Consider the following 16,086-nt stretch of genomic DNA (forward strand, 5'->3'; position numbering starts at 1 on the left):
GCTATGCAACGTGGGAAACGCGCAAGGCTGACGGCAAAACTGGGCGACCAAAGTAGAAGCCCTGCACCTCGATATCGCCGAGACGACGAAGCCATACCGCTTGCTGCTCGCTCTCTACGCCCTCGACGACAACGGACAGGCCCAATTCGCGAGCGAGCGCTACAACTTTTTCCAACATGGCTACCGCAGCGCGGTCTTGCGGTATACCTCGCGTGAACCCACGATCGATTTTGATGCCATCCACAGTCAAGTTGATCAGATGTGACAACGAGGAATAGCCAGTCCCGAAATCATCCAAAATAACGCTGACGCCGAGCTCGCGGAGCCCATTGATGGTCCGCTCAACGACAGCGGAGCGCTCGAGAAGAGCAGTCTCGGTGATTTCAAGCTTCAATCTTGCTGGGTCGAGACCGTACTCGGCGGCACACCGGCGCATTACGCCAAGCAAGTCGCCATGGATGAGCTGTGCAGCGGAAACATTCACAGAGACCCACGGCACATCGAGCCCCTGCCCGATCCACTCTCTTAGCTGGTTGCAAGCCGCTTCCATGACTTGTTCACCGATCGGGATGATGAACCCGGTATTTTCAGCAAAGGGAATGAAATCGCCCGGTGCGATGAGACCCTTCTCCGGGTGCTGCCACCTGACAAGGGCCTCGAGGCCCTGTGTGCGCCCCGTCTTCAACGAGACAATAGGTTGGTACTCGACGAAGAATTCCTTGTTGTCGATCGCATACTGCAATTCCTGCTGACGTTCGATATCGCGCATGGCACGGCTCGCCATATCGGGCGCGTAGCATCGCCAGCAGCTGACATTCGTTCGCTTGCCCTCCTCCTTGGCCGTGTACATCGCCAGATCGGCGCGCCTCAGTAGATCGTATTCGGCTTCGGTATTGTCGTCATGGACGGCAATCCCGATGCTCACTCGAATAACGTAACTGTTGCCACGCAAACCGAATGCGATCTCGAACGCTTCGACGATCGATCCAGCGAGATTTTGCGCCACCACGCTTGCTTCGGGACGCTCGATTACGACAACGAACTCGTCTCCGCCCACGCGAGCAAGAAACGCATCGGCGCCGGCAACCCTTTCGAGGCGTCGCGCCACATTCTGGAGCAGTTCGTCGCCTGTTTGATGGCCAAGGGCATCGTTGATCCGCTTGAAGTTATCTAGGTCGACAAAGAGGACCGCGAGTCGTCCGGAAGGCATTCCTTTCTCGATACGACGACGCAGCGTTTCAGTCAGCAGATACCGGTTCGGGAGACTTGTCAAAGTGTCCGTTTCCGCTAGGTGCTGCATCTCTACGCGGGCTGCCGCAAGCCGCCCCATGTTCTTTGCGATGAGTCCGCCCGCGATCGACAAAACCGCCGTCAGCAAGCTTGCCAACAAGAGATATAACGCCTTGGCATGTCGGTAGCTTGCCAAGGCGGTACTCTCCGGCATGCCTACAAGGATCGCTACCGGATAACGCCCCGAGTGGAGATAAGTAACGAATCGGCGTACGTGATCGATAGGATCGGGAACCACCGCCCCTTCCGCGCTGAAGCTTCTGCGGTATTCATCTGCTGACGGCCCCTCGGGGGACGCCGCCTCCCCGGCCACGCGGCGCGAGAGTAGATAGCCTTTGTCGGAAAGCACGGCGAGCATGCTCCCTTGGCCCTCGGAATCGAGATTGCCAAAACCCGTCGTGAGGAAATTGGGATCCTCCGATACGACGACGACGCCGGCAAACGATCCGTCGGGGCCGTCCAAGCGCCGGGTAAATTGCAGAGTCCATCGGTGAGACACCCGGCCGAGCACCGGGCGGCTGATATACAGCCCCACGTATGGATCCTTCTTTTGGACAATGAAGTGCTGGCGATCGCTCAGGTTGATTGGCTGGGCGTCGGGCGTCGTGGTTTGTAAGACCTCACCGGTCGGACCTATGATCGTCACTTGAACGGTGGTGTCGGCTGAAATCACGCCGCTTGCATCCAACGCATCTAGGCGAAACGTCGAAGGCGAACGCTCATATTCGTATTCGACCCATCGCACGATAACGTCAGCATCGTGGATTGTCTTGTCAACGTGTGCGGCAAACGATTTGGCGGCCTGCGAGGTCGCGTTAGAGGCCGCAATACACGCTTCTTGCCCTTCCGTCTGAATCCGCCAAATCGTGGCGAACCAGATACTCAAAATGAGCAGAACAGTTCCGATAGGGATCCATAGGATGGAGGGGTCGGCCCAAAGCCGCCTTGACATTCGCCGCCGATCATCTGCCGACTTAGCAGTTTGAATGCTTTTTGCTTCCGGCATGCGGCCACCTCCGTAATGTCGCAATTCGCTCGGATTTGTCGAGGCAGCGGTACGCCACCATGGGCGATTCCGGCGGCCGAGCGTCAGAAAATCATCCGAAACGCGCCAGCATACGGAAAAAATTACTGTTTGAGACCCCCTAGAATTAGCAGGTGATTCTCGTCGATCCCAACTAATGGGCTGAACCGGACGGTTGGACGCCGGACGAGGTGACCCGGGCATGCGTGAGTTTTGAACACCGTCCTTAGTGCCGCGTAGCGCAATGCTTGGGATCGCGGCGTTCCGTTCTTCGCATTCCCGCCGGCGGTGCGTAAGGTCATTTACAGAACGGATGAAACGGCAGTGCGATGAAAGACGTGACGATGCGCGCCACGCTGGAAAACCTCGGCGTGGCAGCCCCGTTCAGCCGCCCACGCGTGAGTAACGACAACCCGTACGCCGAGCCGGTATTGCGCACGTGCAAGTATGAGCCTGACTACCCGCGCAAAGCATTCGCGATGCGTAGCATGCGCGTGGGCGCAGCAGTTCGTGCGTTGATCCGACCGCGATCACAAGCCCAGCGGACTGAAATTCGTCATACAGACGCAGCTTCACTGCGGTGTCGCTACTGCCGTGTTGGCGCAGCGCGAAACCGTCTATGCGCTGGGCAAGGCGATTAACCCGCAGCGCCGGCCGCTCTCGACTCGGAATTGGAAATCGAGAGACGAAGTCTGGCCCTCGGTTCCTTTGCCTGCATTATCGCTGGCTCAAGCCCCGGTCGCTCCACTTATCCGGCTGTCCGAATTTGCGCGGCCACCTCTCTTACACGCGGGTCAACGCTGGGACTTGCACGTTGCAAGCAACTACGAGCTACGGACAGGATCGGGAAATAAGCTGTAGATCCGCCTCGGGCTCTTCGTAGTGGATGAGGCCATGTTTCGGGAATGAGATCATCACGCCCTTCTTTAGATAGCCCCACGCGGCTTCTGGATGGTCAGCACTGTATTCGCCCGTATCGATGGAACAAACGACAATACCGACGTCATCGCAAAGCTTCACCTTGTCTCCCAGCCGAACATCCTGACCATCAGGGTATTTCATCTAATGATCTCCGCATCAATTTGAGAATGGTTCAATAGGCATCGCCCCTGGCGGCAAATCCGCCGGTGCTACTGCCCCACGCGACTGCCAGAAGCACTGACAAGTCTTTGGATTTTGGTTCGCTTTGTAGATATTGAATTGTTTGGTCGCAGGGGCTTGAATCCACGTATGAATTTGTCAAATACCGACTGATCGTTCGCCGCCACGTAATTTTGATAGCTTGTTTTAACTAAAGCTCTCGTCCGAGCGGGCTTTCAACGTGGGCCGGAGCTCGGGGAAATACGCGTGACTTCGTCATGCCCAAAACGACCGCTTCTTGAAGATGCCGCTCGGCCTCATTCATCGGTCTTTTAACTTAGTTCGTAAGCCTTCGGCCACCTTCTCAGCCGCAAGATCGAAAAGCGCCTGTCTATCAGCTGCGGCCTTGATCAAGTATGCCGATTTTTTTGTCGCTGACGACAGATTTCAGGTCAACCTAACCCATTCTGGCAACATCAACGGATTTGATTCAAAATCCGCCATCGATTGTTTCGCGCGCGACAACCCCTCTCTGCCTGAACTGAAATATACAAACCCATCTTGAACGCCGATTTTCTCTCCACTACGGCTCCCCGATGAAACAAGGTGGCCATGCCCTTCGAACAACAAAAATATGTATATTATATTTGCCATCATCAAATTGAACGAAAGATCGAGATCAAAACCGTCAGCAGACTCCAACAAAAATGTTCGACACGGCATTCCCTCACTGAATTCAATATAATTCTCAATTCCAACGAGACGACAAAACAAATATGACTCATCAACGCTAAGCGATGTCGAATTATCAACTTGAAATATCTTCCAACTACCGCCCGGCAACCAGCCAGCAACATACTGCGAGAATACGTAAAGCTCGCGTGCATCCTTCGGTGCACGACACCTTATCCATGCGGGCTCCTCGGATTGCAATGTTTCGATATAGCAAATCTCATTCCAAGCGCCTATCTTCATTCCAATCTTCCGAAGATAATCTTGTGCACCTTCGATTGACAACGATTGCATACCAATTATCCTCACGATCAATAAACAGGCGATGAGTATAGGAAAAGACTCAGACCTACCCCGAATCGAATACCCGACGGAAGATATGGCGGAACGGACGGCGCAGCTGCCGGCGGTGAGCCAGGCGATGCATCAGGAGGGGAAACCGGTGACGCATCCTGCGCATTTCCTGGGTGCGCTTCGTCAAGGGAAATAGGCTCGCCAGAACCTCTATCATAACGATTCCAGCCCTTTTTCCCAGGCATATTAACTTTCCAATACCCTTTCGAGCCCTGCGGGCCACCATTTTCCTGTTCCGGTACCCACTGACATTGCTCCCGCCCACCATGTCCGATTTTCGAGCCTAAGAAGTTCCCAGGCCGCCCTTTTGGATTCGGCGTCCACGGTCCGCCGAGCACGATGCCGTTCGGATCGGGAATTGGCTCAAGACCAGGCGGATCAATTGAACTGGTCGGGTTTCCATCAACATAGGCGTAGGTGTTAATCCCGCAGCCAACCCAACCGGATCGCTTTGTACATACCGCCCAGTAGTCGGATCGTAATCACGATTCCAATTCTGGTTCAGTCCCGTCTCACTATCGAAATACTGCCCCGGAAACCGAAAATTGCTGAGCGACAGCATGGACACAGCCCAGTTAAAGCTGCCCCAGTTCGCCGCGTCCCAGTTCATTCCTTGCGTTGCAATCGCATTACCAAACGGATCCGACACGTTGTCCCGTACGATATTAGCCGAGCCGTCGGTCATCTTCTGTGGCGTGCCCAACTGATCCGTATGAATGTAGTAGATCACGGGGCTCGCACCTGTATCGTCAACCATCGCCACCGGTACATCGTCGAACCAGATGTAGTCTCGCAGCGCAGCGCCTGAACCGTTCGCCTCTTCCAACAAGTGACCGATACGATCATAGAGCAGTTGCGTCGTGATTCCGCCCGCGACCTTCTGCACTCGTTGTCCGAAGGCGCTGTATAGATAGCTGCCCACCATCGCACCGTTCAGCGAGGCACCGGCATTGCGTCCATCGTTGTTCACCGTAAAGGTGTAGGTGTCGACTGGATCGCGTACGTCCTGCGATAACTGCCCACTGTTCCCGGTGTCAATGCGGCCTATCCGGCCGAGCCGCGATACAGAAGCGCTCCTTGGCTTGCACCAAATGCGGAATCCAGCAACGCGGAAGGGAATACGCCGGATAGGGCGCTACCGCTCGAGCTATACACGCCCACTTGGCCGGTAGTCCCGCGTTACTGTCTGAGCTGGAGCTAGAAAAATGATTTCGACCGACAGCGAAACACACGCTTTAGCGAATGCAGCGTGATTGCGGCACAGTTCATCGACCTTTTAGGCATGCGGCTTCGAACATGCTCTATCAGCTCGCTATGCCTCCCCGATCCACCCGCTCCTTCAACTTGCGCCCCATCCGCGCAAACGTCTCAGCTTCCCGCTGCGCGATCTGCGCATACCGATCGCGCAATTCATCGAGTACGCGACCGACACCGCCATCGATCCGCTCGAGCACACCTGCGTCGAAGCCCCGTTCGTCGCATGAGAGCACCCACTCGCTCAATCCATTCTCCGCGAACAGTTGATCGATACGGCTATCCATCGACACGCCGACCACCGGAACGCGGTTAGCGATTGCCAAGACCGATGCGTGATAGCGCGTCGTGACGACCCATTGCGCGTCCTCGAGCGTCGCGACCACCGCATCCAGGGTATGCTCACCCCGCGCGACGATAGGCACTTCAAACGAAAGCAAGGCCGCGATTTCCTCGCAAGCGGCGCGATCCAAACGCTCCATTGCGACGAACACCGGCGTATAGCCGCGCTGCTTCAAGCCCTCCGCGATAGAGGCAAAACTACGCTTGTAAGCCGCAAAGCGCGCCGCGCGCAGATCGTCCCATGCGTGAAAACTGAGCGGGCCGTAACGCAAAGGCGATCGCGTGCCGGCCACGTCGAGTTCGAGTGCGCGCTGCACGTCAGTCCGCACGGGCCACCAAAACGGATTGTTCGGGCAAAGCACCGCATACCGGGCCGGCAGCATGGGCTTCGCACCGGGCGCCGCGCGGAATGTCCATGCCGTATCGGCGCCTGTTTCAGCGGTCAACCCCAACGCGCGCAACCGCTCGCTCGCCCCGCCGCTTCGGCAAACGATCTCGACGCCTTCCGCTGTGCGGGTCGCGAAGCGTGTCAGCCGGTCGGTCATCGTGCCCGCATCGATACCGTACGCGCAGGCAATACGCCCACGCGCCGCGGCCAGTCCAACGGCGCCGATGAGCAACGCCGCCAACGCATCGGAGAATTTCGACGTATAGGTCGAGCCCTCGACATTCAATACGACGTCGTAATCGTCGAGTACGTCAGAGAGCGCATCGGGTAGATATGCGTCGCGCGGCGTGAAAATGCGCACAGATTGCAGGTCCGGATGGTCTAGCAGACTATCCACCGCAAAGACAGTCAATTCGAGCCGACGATCGTCGAACAGTACACGAAGCTGGCGAATCGTTTCGATGGTGCGCAAGTCGGCGCCGGTGTTGCCCGCGCCGGTGTACCCGAGCAGCAGCACGCGCAGCGGTTCCTCTTGGGAACGCGCGCGAGCAGGCTCCTTTCGCTGCAACGACGCACCGCTCGCGCGAGCAGCGCGGATCAGCGCCTCGAAGTCGTCGAGGAATACGGCGTCGGGATCGGGGGCACACAAAAAGCGGCGCTGACGGTCGATCTTCGCGGCGCTGGCCTCGACGCATTCCGTTTGTTTGGCTTCATCGGCCATATCGATAGCGTTCACTCGCTTGCTCCTCATTATTCTTGTCGAACCGCCGCAAAGGCGGCGCAGCTACATATAAGCCAACACGGCATCGAGGCAATGCAGTCCGTCATAAGCCGAATCGGCGGGTACTGCGGCCTCGACGATGGTGACGCCCGGGTGCCGCGCAGCCCGATCGAGTGCGTCACGCACCGCCTCGCGGCTTTGCGCGCGCTCGAAGGCCAGTCCGAACGCGGCGGCAACCAACCCGATGTCGCATTGATAAGGATTCCTAATGGCCACGCGATAGGCCGGTCGGCTCGCCAACGGCAGGAAATCGAAAATGGCCCCGCCCGAATTGTTGATCACGCAAACGCAAGCGGGCTTAGCATGGCGCTGCAAATTGGCCAACGCCGGCAGGTCGTGCAAAAACGCGAGATCGCCCAACACGAGCAGGCCGGCAGCATCGAGCGCGACCGCTTCGCCGAGAAACGTCCCGAGCGTGCCGTCGATGCCCCATACGCCGCGATTCGAAAACGCCGGCTGCCCGCTCGCACGCGCTTCATAGTACAAATCGGCGTGCCGTATCGGCATCGAATTGCCGAAGTGAATGAAATCGAACCCTTCATGCGCGAAGATCTCACGCGCGGCGGGCAGCTCTCCCCACGGCAACGCATCGGCCACGCCGCGGCGCTGCGCGGCCACCCTGTTGGCGGCGCGCCGCCAGCCGTTCAACCAGCGAACGTCGCCGAGTGCCAGCGCATCGGCCAGCGTATCGAGCGCCTCGCCGCTCGGCGCGACAAGCGACTCGAAGCTCGGATGAAGATAGTCGCGCTCGATGGGCGTGCGCGAGAGGCGTATCGTCGGGCAGGGGTGCTCGAGCAGATAGTTCTGCACGGCCGGCATCACGGGGGCGAAGCCCGTCCGTATCACGAGTTCGGGCGCCTCATGCGGCCGCATGCTGTGCGCGCTGACGGCGTCGTAGCCGCTTATGACCGAGGCCAGTCCCGTCGCCCGAACTCCGCTCGCGGCATCGGCGAAAACCGGGAAACCGGTTCGCGCCGCAAAACGCGCGAGCGTATCGGGCGCAATACTGCACTCGGGCCCGGCCACGATAATGCCGCGCATGCCCGGCCGCAATTCAAGCGATCGGATAAGGGCGGCGGTATCGTTCGTGGCTGGCCTACTCGCCGGGTGGAAAAAAGCCGGCCGTCTGGCTTCTCGCAGCGCTGTGGGGGAAATCGCGCTTGGCTCCGTCGAGTCGTAGCGGCCGGCGAAAGGGATATTGACGTGCACGGGGCCCGGCCGCGGGCCCGCTAACGAAGCCAGCACCTCGCCGACGCGCTCGCGCAACTGCGCGAAAGCCTGTGCCTCGTCGAGCGGATCGGGCAAATCCACGCTGGCCCGCACGAACGCCGCGCAGGCCCCGATGTGATCGATCATTTGTCCGAAACCGCTCCCTCGCAGCGTTCTCGGGCGATCGCAGGTCACGAGCACGAGCGGCAACGCGCACTCGTCGGCCTCGGTCAACGCCGGCACGAGATTGGCGACGGCCGACCCCGACGTCGTCACGACCATCGCGGGCTCCCCCGTTGCCTTGATCATGCCGAGTGCGGTATAGGCGCCCGTCCGTTCATCGGCGCTCACCAGCACGTCGGCGAACGACGCGCGCTCGCGCACGGTTAGCGCCATGGCGGCCGAGCGAGCGCCCGGGCATAGGACGGCCCGGCGCACGCCGGCCGCCTCCATGAGATCGAGCACGCAGTCGAGCCATAACTGATTGAGGTTGGCTTCGATCGCGGTTACATCGTCGGCGCAATCGCTGGCTTCAAGGCAAGTAGCATCCATTGTGGGTCGTACCTCGCCTAGCGGCCTAGCGTTACGAAATCGATCGGGAACACGTCGATCACGGTGCTCTTCGGCTCGCCGTGCGCATGCGCATCGTCTGCGGCACCGTGATCGCCGTGCGAGTCCATTGCGCGCAGGGTCTCGGCGTACGCGCGTTCACGCTCCTCCTCGGCGAGTTTGCGCTCCATGATGCGCCGCGCTCGCACGGCTGCCCCGTCGATCGACAGCATGACGGGCCGCGCCGCCCAAAAGTCGCTGTCGCCGATCGCATGTTGCTGCGCCTCAAGCATCGGCAGATCCTCTTGCTTGAACGGCGTCATCAAGCCGTGCACGGCGTATTCGACGAGCGCCCGGGCAGCCTCGCCCATGGCCTTCGGCAGACCGAATCCGAAGAAGTAATGCGTCGACGATTGCGTTTCGGGCGTCAGGAAGTGGCCCGAGAATGAAACGCGCCCGAATTCCGGCGGCATGCCCGCAATCGTCACGCCAACCTCGATCGACATCAGCCCCGGTGCGTCCCAGCGGACATTAAGGCGACGATCGACGGCCATCCCGGGCGGCACGCCGTATGCGCTCGCGACGAATTCCTGTAGGTGTTCGTTGCGGCACAGACGGCGCGACCAAACGGTGTCGCCGATGTGGTCGAACGTCGCGTCGCCTTGCGCGGCCATCTGCTGGGTGCCGAGCGTTTGCGGGTGCAGGAATTGGAAGTGGCTCAGGTCGAGCAGATTGTCGGCGCTCAATTGATAGTGCGCCTTCGTCAGCAGATAGCCGTTGCTCGTCTCGTTCTCGCGCTCGTCGAGATAATCGAACGCGGGCAATGCCGTATCGCTTGCGCGCTGCGGCTCGCCCATCCAAATCCAGAGCGCACCGTAGCGCTCCATCGTCGGATAGGACCGAACCTGGGCCGCCGACGGAATGCGGCCGTCGCCATGCGGGTTGTGCACGCACCGGCCCGTTCGATCGAATTGCAACCCGTGATAAGGACATTCGATCGCATCGCCGCGCACTTTGCCGCCGCCGAGCGGTGCGAAGCGATGCGGACACCGGTTCGCCAATGCGGCGCCGCGGCCTTGCGAGTCGCGAAAGAGCACCACCGATTCGCCGAGCAACGTGCGCTGCACCGGCTCCCCGTCGTTCAACTCGCGGCTCCACGCCGCGACGTACCAGGCGTTTCTCAAGAAAGGCATCGCAGCTCCCCTGTCGTGTGCGACATCGAATGGCCTGCGCGCTCGCAACCTATGCGAGCGCTTAGATATGTTCGAAAGGAGTCTAGCGATGCGAGATCGCCCAATCGTCGCGCTCAGCGAAGCGCTCGCCTACGATGCGAAGCGGCGCTACGTGCGGGGCGCGACGTTATATCGGATGTCCCCGTATAGCGCACCGTCATGTAACGGCGCTAAACTGGGGCATCTCTCTGCGCGGAGCCCCATCATGAGCGACCTCGATCCCCAGCGGACCTTTCGTGGGCTGCCGTTGACCCCGGAACAGGATGCGGAAATCCGGCACTACATCAAGGTTTGCAAGCAACACGGCAAGCCTTGGGACACGCCCGAGCTCGGCGCGATGCTGCGCGACATGCTGGAGCCGCCGGGCGAGGACGACGCCGAAGACGACTTCGACACCGGCTTCACAGGCGCACGCACGGCAGCCGAGCGCGCGCAGTTTTCGGTCGAAGACGAAACGAATCCGTTCGAAGCCTCTGAGGAATGGCACGCCGCGATGGAATCCGAAACGATGAAAAGGCTCGACCATTAAACCGCTGACCGTTACAACTACCGCACCTGCTCGCGGGCGCGGCGCCTTCGAAGTCTTGTGCGTTTTCTTAAAGCTCGGGCTCACCTCTTTCGGTGGGCCTGTTGCGCATTTGGGCTATTTCCGTCGCGAATTCGTGGAACGCCGCCGCTGGCTCGACGAGGCGACCTACGGCGATCTCGTCGCCCTTTGCCAATTCCTGCCCGGCCCTGCCAGCAGCCAAGTCGGGTTTTCCGTCGGGCTGCTGCGGGCCGGCTGGCTCGGCGCGCTCGCCGCCTGGTGCGGCTTTACCCTGCCGTCGGTGGCGTTGCTGCTGGCCTTTGCAGCATTGGCGCCCGATCTGGGCGGCCACTATGGGCAAGGGCTGATTCACGGGCTCAAATTGACAGCCGTTGCAGTCGTCGCGCAAGCGGTGTGGGATATGGGGCGCCGCCTGTGCCCCGACCGGCGGCGCACCGCGATCGCCCTCGCCGCCATCGCGCTCCTGAGTGCGATGCATACCGCCTATGCCCAGTTGATCGTCATTGCGTTGGGCGCGCTAACCGGGCTAGCGTTGTACCGAAACGATCCGGCGTTCGATGCGCTCGCCGTGCCCCGCACGACGGCAACGTTCGAGCGGCGCGTGTCGCATGCGGCCGGCATCGTCGCACTCGTTTTGTTTTGCGCGCTGTTGGCCGGCCTTCCTGCGATCCTGCGTTTTTCACCGATGCTGGGCGCGGCGGACGGGCAATTGCTCGGGGCGTTCGATGCGTTCTTTCGCTCCGGCGCGCTCGTGTTCGGCGGCGGCCATGTCGTGCTGCCGCTACTCCAGCAACAACCGGTCATTCACGCCGCCGTCGGCCAAAACGAGTTGCTGGCCGGCTACGGTGCCGCGCAGGCCGTACCGGGGCCGCTGTTTACATTCGCCGCCTACCTAGGCTGGGTAATGGCCGGCGCAGGCGGGCATCTCGCCGGCGCGGCACTGGCCACCGTCGCGATCTTCCTGCCGGGGTTACTGCTCGTTGTGGCTGCGTTGCCTCACTGGCAAGCGTTGCGAGCGCGCACGTCGACGGCCGCTCTATTTGCGGGCGTGAATGCGGCCGTCGTCGGTTTGCTTGCGGCGGCGCTCTATTCGCCCGTATGGACCAGCGCCGTGCGCGAGCCGATCGATTTCGCGATCGCCGCCATCGGCTTTCTATTGCTCGTCAGATGGAAAACGCCGCCGCTTGCCGTGGTGGCGCTATGTGCGGCGGCCGGGATAGGCGCCGCCGTGTGGGCGGGCTAAAGCCGAACGTGGAATAAGCTTTCCACGTTCGGCCGTGCCGTTACTTCGGCTGCGCAACCGTGCGCAGATACGGCTTGAGCGTCTTGAACCCATCCGGGTACTTCTTCTTCGCGTCTTCATCCGACACCGAGGTCGGGATGATCACGTCGTCGCCCGGGCGCCAGTTGGCGGGCGTCGCCACCGAGTGCTGGGCGTTCACTTGCAAAGCGTCGAGCAATCGCAGCACTTCGTCGAAGTTGCGGCCGGCGCTCATCGGGTAGATGAGCATCGCCTTGACCTTCTTATCGGGGCCGACGATAAAAACCGAACGAATCGTGGCGTTGTCGTTCGCCGTGCGCGCGCCGCCGCTGGCGTTCGGATGGATCATGTCGTACAGCTTCGACACGGTCAGATCGTGGTCGCCGATGACCGGGAAATTGACCGCGTGCCCTTGCGTCTCCGCGATGTCGCCGACCCACTTCTCGTGATCGCTGACCGGATCGACGCTCAGACCGATCGCTTTGGTATTGCGCTTGTCGAATTCCGGCTTCAAACGTGCGACGGTACCGAGTTCGGTCGTGCAAACGGGCGTGAAATCCTTCGGATGCGAGAACAGGATCGCCCAGTGATCGCCGATCCACTCGTGAAACTTGATGGTGCCTTCTGTGGTTTCAGCGGTGAAATCGGGTGCGACGTCGCCGATGCGGATGGTCATATCGAACCTCCTCCGTTATTTACGTTGGCAAGCACTAAGATCCGCTACCGCCCGCTGTATTGCCCGCGCGGGCCGTGCGGGATGAGTTTCAATCGAGGCTCCGAATTATAGACCCCGATGCGTCGCCGCATCGGTCAATGACGCACCGAAGCGGACGGCGTCGCGCCGAACGGGTGCGGCATCCCCTAGCCGCTGCACTGCTGCGGTGCGGCAAATCGGTGCATGACCCTCTTGCGGGATCGAGTCCATTCGCCTGAAGCCTTACCGGCTCGACGTTTCACTCACATGGCATAGCCTTTGCATAGCACTCGCGCGTACCCGGCAACGGCGCCGGGATGCATGCAACGCAACGCGATTGCGCGGCGATAGGGGCGAACCACTTGCGAGTTCGCCCGCCGCTCGCCCTTCGCTCACGCTTCAAGGACAACGGCGTCCCCTCGTGCCTCGGCACGAGCGGACGCCGTTTTCGTTGGCGCATGCCATGTGGCTAATGTTTTGTTCTCCCGTCGTGCAATGACGCTGCGACCTCAACGATTCAAGGAGTATGCAACGATGAACGCGCCCCGACTCGTCGTAATCGGCAACGGCATGGCCGGCATCCGTACGATCGAAGAATTGCTCGCGCTCGCGCCGAATCATTACGAGATCACGGTCTTCGGCGCCGAACCGCACCCGAACTACAACCGGATCCTGCTCTCGCCCGTGCTGGCCGGCGAGCAGACGTTCAAAGACATCGTGCTGAACCCGCTCGAATGGTACGAGGAGAACGGCATTCGCCTTCATCTCGGCAAGAGCGTTTCTCGCATCGACCGTAAGCGGCGCATCGTCGTCGCCGACGACGGCACCGAAGCGCCCTACGATCGGCTGCTGATCGCGACCGGTTCGCAACCGTTCATCTTGCCTGTGCCCGGCGCCAAGCTCAAAGGCGTCATTACGTATCGCGATATCGGCGACACGCAAGCGATGATCGACGCGGCTTCCGTCAAACGGCGCGCCATCGTGATCGGCGGCGGCTTGCTCGGGCTCGAGGCGGCCAACGGTCTGAAGCTGCGCGGCATGGACGTCACGGTCGTGCACCTGGCCTCGACGCTACTCGAGCGGCAACTCGACGAAAACGCGGGCCGTCTGCTGCAACGCTCGCTCGAGGCCCGTGGCCTAGCGTTTCTGCTTTCGAAAGCCACGAGCGAAATCATCGGCAACGAGGCGGGCGAAGTCGCGGGCGTGCGCTTCAAGGACGGCAGCGAAATCGCAGCCGATCTCGTCGTCATGGCCGCGGGCATCCGCCCGAACACGACGCTCGCCGAGGCGGCCGGTCTGCATTGCGATCGCGGCATCGTCGTCAACGATACGCTGCAAACGTACGATCCGCGCGTCTACGCGGTGGGCGAATGCGTGAGCCATCGCGGCGTCGCGTACGGACTCGTCGCGCCGCTCTTCGAGCAAGCGAAGGTGTGCGCCAACCATCTCGCACTGATGGGCATCGGCAGCTATAAGGGCTCCGTGCTCTCGACCAAACTCAAGGTCACCGGGATCGATTTATTCTCGGCGGGCGACTTCGTCGGCGGCGAAAACACCGAGCAAATCGTGCTGTCCGATCCCGCGAGCGGTGTGTACAAGAAGCTCGTGATCGAAGACGACCGCTTGGTCGGCGCTTGCCTGTACGGCGACACGGCCGATGGCGCCTGGTATTTCAAATTGCTGCGCGAAGGCCGCAAGCTCGGCGAATTGCGCGATCGCTTGATGTTCGGCGAGTCGAGCATCGGCGACGCCGGCGTGCAAGGCCACAACCGCGCCGCCTCCCTCGCGGATTCCGATGAAGTGTGCGGTTGCAACGGCGTGTGCAAGGGCACGATCGTCAAGGCCATCACCGAAAAAGGACTCTTCACGCTCGACGAGGTCAAGAAGCATACGAAGGCCGCGAGTTCGTGCGGCTCCTGCTCGGGCCTCGTCGAACAGATCCTGATGAGCACGGTCGGCACGAGCTTCCAAGAAACGCCGAAGACGAAAGCGCTGTGCGGTTGTACGGATCGCACGCATGACGAGGTGCGCAAAGCCGTGCGCGAACATAAGCTGCTCACGCATCGCGCCGTCTACGAATTCCTCGAATGGCGGACGCCGAACGGTTGCGCAACGTGCCGCCCCGCCGTCAACTATTACTTGGTGTCTACGTGGCCGCATGAAGCCGTGGACGATCCGCAAAGCCGTTTCGTCAACGAGCGCGTGCACGCGAATATTCAAAAGGACAACACGTTCTCGGTCGTGCCGCAGATGAAAGGCGGCGTTACGACGCCGGACGAGCTGCGCCGCATCGCCGACGTCGCCGACAAATACAAGATCCCGATGGTCAAGGTCACCGGCGGCCAGCGGATCGATTTGCTCGGCGTGAAGAAGGAAGATCTCGTCGACGTATGGAAAGACCTCGGCATGCAGTCGGGTCACGCCTACGGCAAATCGATTCGTACCGTGAAGACCTGCGTCGGCAGCGAGTTTTGCCGCTTCGGCACGCAAAACAGCACGCAAATGGGCATCGACCTCGAGACCATGCTCGCGAACATGTGGTCCCCACACAAGGTCAAGCTGGCCGTCTCGGGCTGTCCGCGCAACTGTGCGGAAGCGGGCATCAAGGACGTCGGCGTGATCGCGGTCGATAGCGGCTGGGAGCTTTACGTGGGCGGCAACGGCGGCATCAAAACCGAAGTGGCCCAGTTCCTCGTCAAGGTAAAGACGGCCGAGGAAGTGAAGGAATACACGGGCGCGTTCTTGCAACTGTATCGGGAAGAAGCGCACTACCTCGACCGGACGGTCCATTACATCGACCGCGTGGGCCTCGACTACGTCAAGCAAAAGGTCGTGGACGACGCCGCCAATCGCCGCGCGCTGTACGAACGCTTGCTCTACGCGCTCGACGGCTTGCCCGACCCTTGGCAGGCACGCATCGGCGGGCAGCACGAGCGCGAATACATCCCGCTCAAAGTCATCGCCTAGGCGTATCGAACAACAGAACACGGATAGGGACATGGATTTGGATATGGATACGACAATTTCCTCCACGTGGACGCACGTGTGCAGCGTGGCCGACATTCCGCGACTCGGCAGCCGCGTCCTCAAGCGCGACGACGGCGACATCGCGCTCTTTCGCACGGCGGACGACGAAGTCTTCGCGCTGCACGATCGCTGCCCGCACAAGGGCGGCGCGCTCTCGCAAGGCATCGTGCACGGCAAGAGCGTGACGTGCCCGCTTCATAGCTGGAACATCGCACTGGAAACAGGCGCAGCGTGCGCGCCCGATGAAGGCTGCACCATGCGTTTCGCCGTGAAAGTCGACGGCGAAGCCGTGTTCGTTCGCTTCGCTTAAAGGCCCCGCCGC

At 60.7% G+C, this 16,086-nt stretch carries 12 protein-coding genes and 1 pseudogene; 5 read left to right on the forward strand and 8 right to left on the reverse strand.

The features are described from left to right. Position 1: 1 nt before the first annotated feature. Positions 2–2,296 carry a bifunctional diguanylate cyclase/phosphodiesterase gene (locus AB1286_RS26885; protein WP_430366263.1) on the reverse strand — a complete coding sequence of 765 codons (2,295 nt, stop codon included), beginning with the start codon at positions 2,294–2,296 and terminating at the stop codon, positions 2–4. 335 nt (positions 2,297–2,631) lie between these two features. On the opposite strand from AB1286_RS26885, the pseudogene AB1286_RS26890 reads away from it, so the two are divergent. Further along, a pseudogene (locus AB1286_RS26890) lies at positions 2,632–3,010 on the forward strand (hypothetical protein); the annotation flags it as partial. Positions 3,011–3,145: 135 nt separating this feature from the next. Here AB1286_RS26890 and AB1286_RS26895 read toward each other — a convergent pair. The 6 genes from AB1286_RS26895 to AB1286_RS26920 form a co-directional block, all read right to left on the reverse strand. After that, positions 3,146–3,376 (reverse strand): hypothetical protein, encoded by a 231-nt coding sequence (locus AB1286_RS26895; protein WP_430366264.1) that lies wholly within the window; start codon positions 3,374–3,376, stop codon positions 3,146–3,148. 465 nt (positions 3,377–3,841) lie between these two features. Beyond that, positions 3,842–4,420, reverse strand: a complete 579-nt coding sequence (locus tag AB1286_RS26900) for a hypothetical protein (protein ID WP_430366265.1) — start codon at positions 4,418–4,420, stop codon at positions 3,842–3,844. 343 nt (positions 4,421–4,763) lie between these two features. Then, on the reverse strand, positions 4,764–5,450 hold the full coding sequence (locus AB1286_RS26905) for an RHS repeat domain-containing protein (protein WP_430366266.1): 687 nt from the start codon (positions 5,448–5,450) through the stop codon (positions 4,764–4,766). A gap of 334 nt (positions 5,451–5,784) precedes the next feature. Then, positions 5,785–7,200: a polysaccharide pyruvyl transferase family protein gene (locus tag AB1286_RS26910; RefSeq protein ID WP_430366267.1), complete on the reverse strand. Its 1,416-nt coding sequence runs from the start codon at positions 7,198–7,200 to the stop codon at positions 5,785–5,787. Between the two features lie 48 nt (positions 7,201–7,248). Beyond that, the gene (menD, locus tag AB1286_RS26915; protein ID WP_430366268.1) at positions 7,249–9,006 is read right to left on the reverse strand and encodes a 2-succinyl-5-enolpyruvyl-6-hydroxy-3-cyclohexene-1-carboxylic-acid synthase; all 1,758 of its coding nucleotides are present in this window, start codon (positions 9,004–9,006) and stop codon (positions 7,249–7,251) included. 17 nt (positions 9,007–9,023) lie between these two features. Beyond that, positions 9,024–10,196: a Rieske 2Fe-2S domain-containing protein gene (locus tag AB1286_RS26920; protein ID WP_430366269.1), complete on the reverse strand. Its 1,173-nt coding sequence runs from the start codon at positions 10,194–10,196 to the stop codon at positions 9,024–9,026. A gap of 244 nt (positions 10,197–10,440) precedes the next feature. Here AB1286_RS26920 and AB1286_RS26925 point away from each other — a divergent pair, with 244 nt between their 5' ends. Both AB1286_RS26925 and chrA read left to right on the forward strand, forming a co-directional pair. After that, positions 10,441–10,764, forward strand: coding sequence for a hypothetical protein (locus AB1286_RS26925; protein WP_430367330.1), 324 nt, complete (start codon positions 10,441–10,443; stop codon positions 10,762–10,764). 4 nt (positions 10,765–10,768) lie between these two features. Continuing rightward, complete coding sequence (gene chrA / locus AB1286_RS26930; RefSeq protein WP_430367331.1) at positions 10,769–12,025, forward strand: chromate efflux transporter; 1,257 nt, start codon at positions 10,769–10,771, stop codon at positions 12,023–12,025. 40 nt (positions 12,026–12,065) lie between these two features. On the opposite strand, the gene AB1286_RS26935 is transcribed toward chrA, so the two are convergent. After that, entirely contained in the window at positions 12,066–12,719 is a 654-nt protein-coding gene (locus AB1286_RS26935) for a peroxiredoxin (RefSeq protein WP_430366270.1), read from the reverse strand. 552 nt (positions 12,720–13,271) lie between these two features. Between AB1286_RS26935 and nirB the strand changes: the two genes are divergently transcribed. Next, positions 13,272–15,704 (forward strand): nitrite reductase large subunit NirB, encoded by a 2,433-nt coding sequence (gene nirB, locus AB1286_RS26940; RefSeq protein WP_430366271.1) that lies wholly within the window; start codon positions 13,272–13,274, stop codon positions 15,702–15,704. Between the two features lie 55 nt (positions 15,705–15,759). Then, positions 15,760–16,074: a nitrite reductase small subunit NirD gene (nirD, locus tag AB1286_RS26945; RefSeq protein WP_430367332.1), complete on the forward strand. Its 315-nt coding sequence runs from the start codon at positions 15,760–15,762 to the stop codon at positions 16,072–16,074. Positions 16,075–16,086 lie beyond the last annotated feature (12 nt).

Origin of the sequence: Trinickia sp. NRRL B-1857, assembly GCF_050470685.1 — a bacterium.
Lineage (GTDB): Bacteria > Pseudomonadota > Gammaproteobacteria > Burkholderiales > Burkholderiaceae > Trinickia.

What these genes read in the sequence shown, in the direction of transcription:
- AB1286_RS26885 (WP_430366263.1), bottom strand. Translation starts at nt 2,296, where the DNA reads ATGCCGGAAGCAAAAAGCATTCAAACTGCTAAGTCGGCAGATGATCGG.
- AB1286_RS26920 (WP_430366269.1), bottom strand. Translation starts at nt 10,196, where the DNA reads ATGCCTTTCTTGAGAAACGCCTGGTACGTCGCGGCGTGGAGCCGCGAG.
- menD (WP_430366268.1), bottom strand. Translation starts at nt 9,006, where the DNA reads ATGGATGCTACTTGCCTTGAAGCCAGCGATTGCGCCGACGATGTAACC.
- AB1286_RS26935 (WP_430366270.1), bottom strand. Translation starts at nt 12,719, where the DNA reads ATGACCATCCGCATCGGCGACGTCGCACCCGATTTCACCGCTGAAACC.
- AB1286_RS26925 (WP_430367330.1), top strand. Translation starts at nt 10,441, where the DNA reads ATGAGCGACCTCGATCCCCAGCGGACCTTTCGTGGGCTGCCGTTGACC.
- nirB (WP_430366271.1), top strand. Translation starts at nt 13,272, where the DNA reads ATGAACGCGCCCCGACTCGTCGTAATCGGCAACGGCATGGCCGGCATC.
- AB1286_RS26895 (WP_430366264.1), bottom strand. Translation starts at nt 3,376, where the DNA reads ATGAAATACCCTGATGGTCAGGATGTTCGGCTGGGAGACAAGGTGAAG.
- AB1286_RS26900 (WP_430366265.1), bottom strand. Translation starts at nt 4,420, where the DNA reads ATGCAATCGTTGTCAATCGAAGGTGCACAAGATTATCTTCGGAAGATT.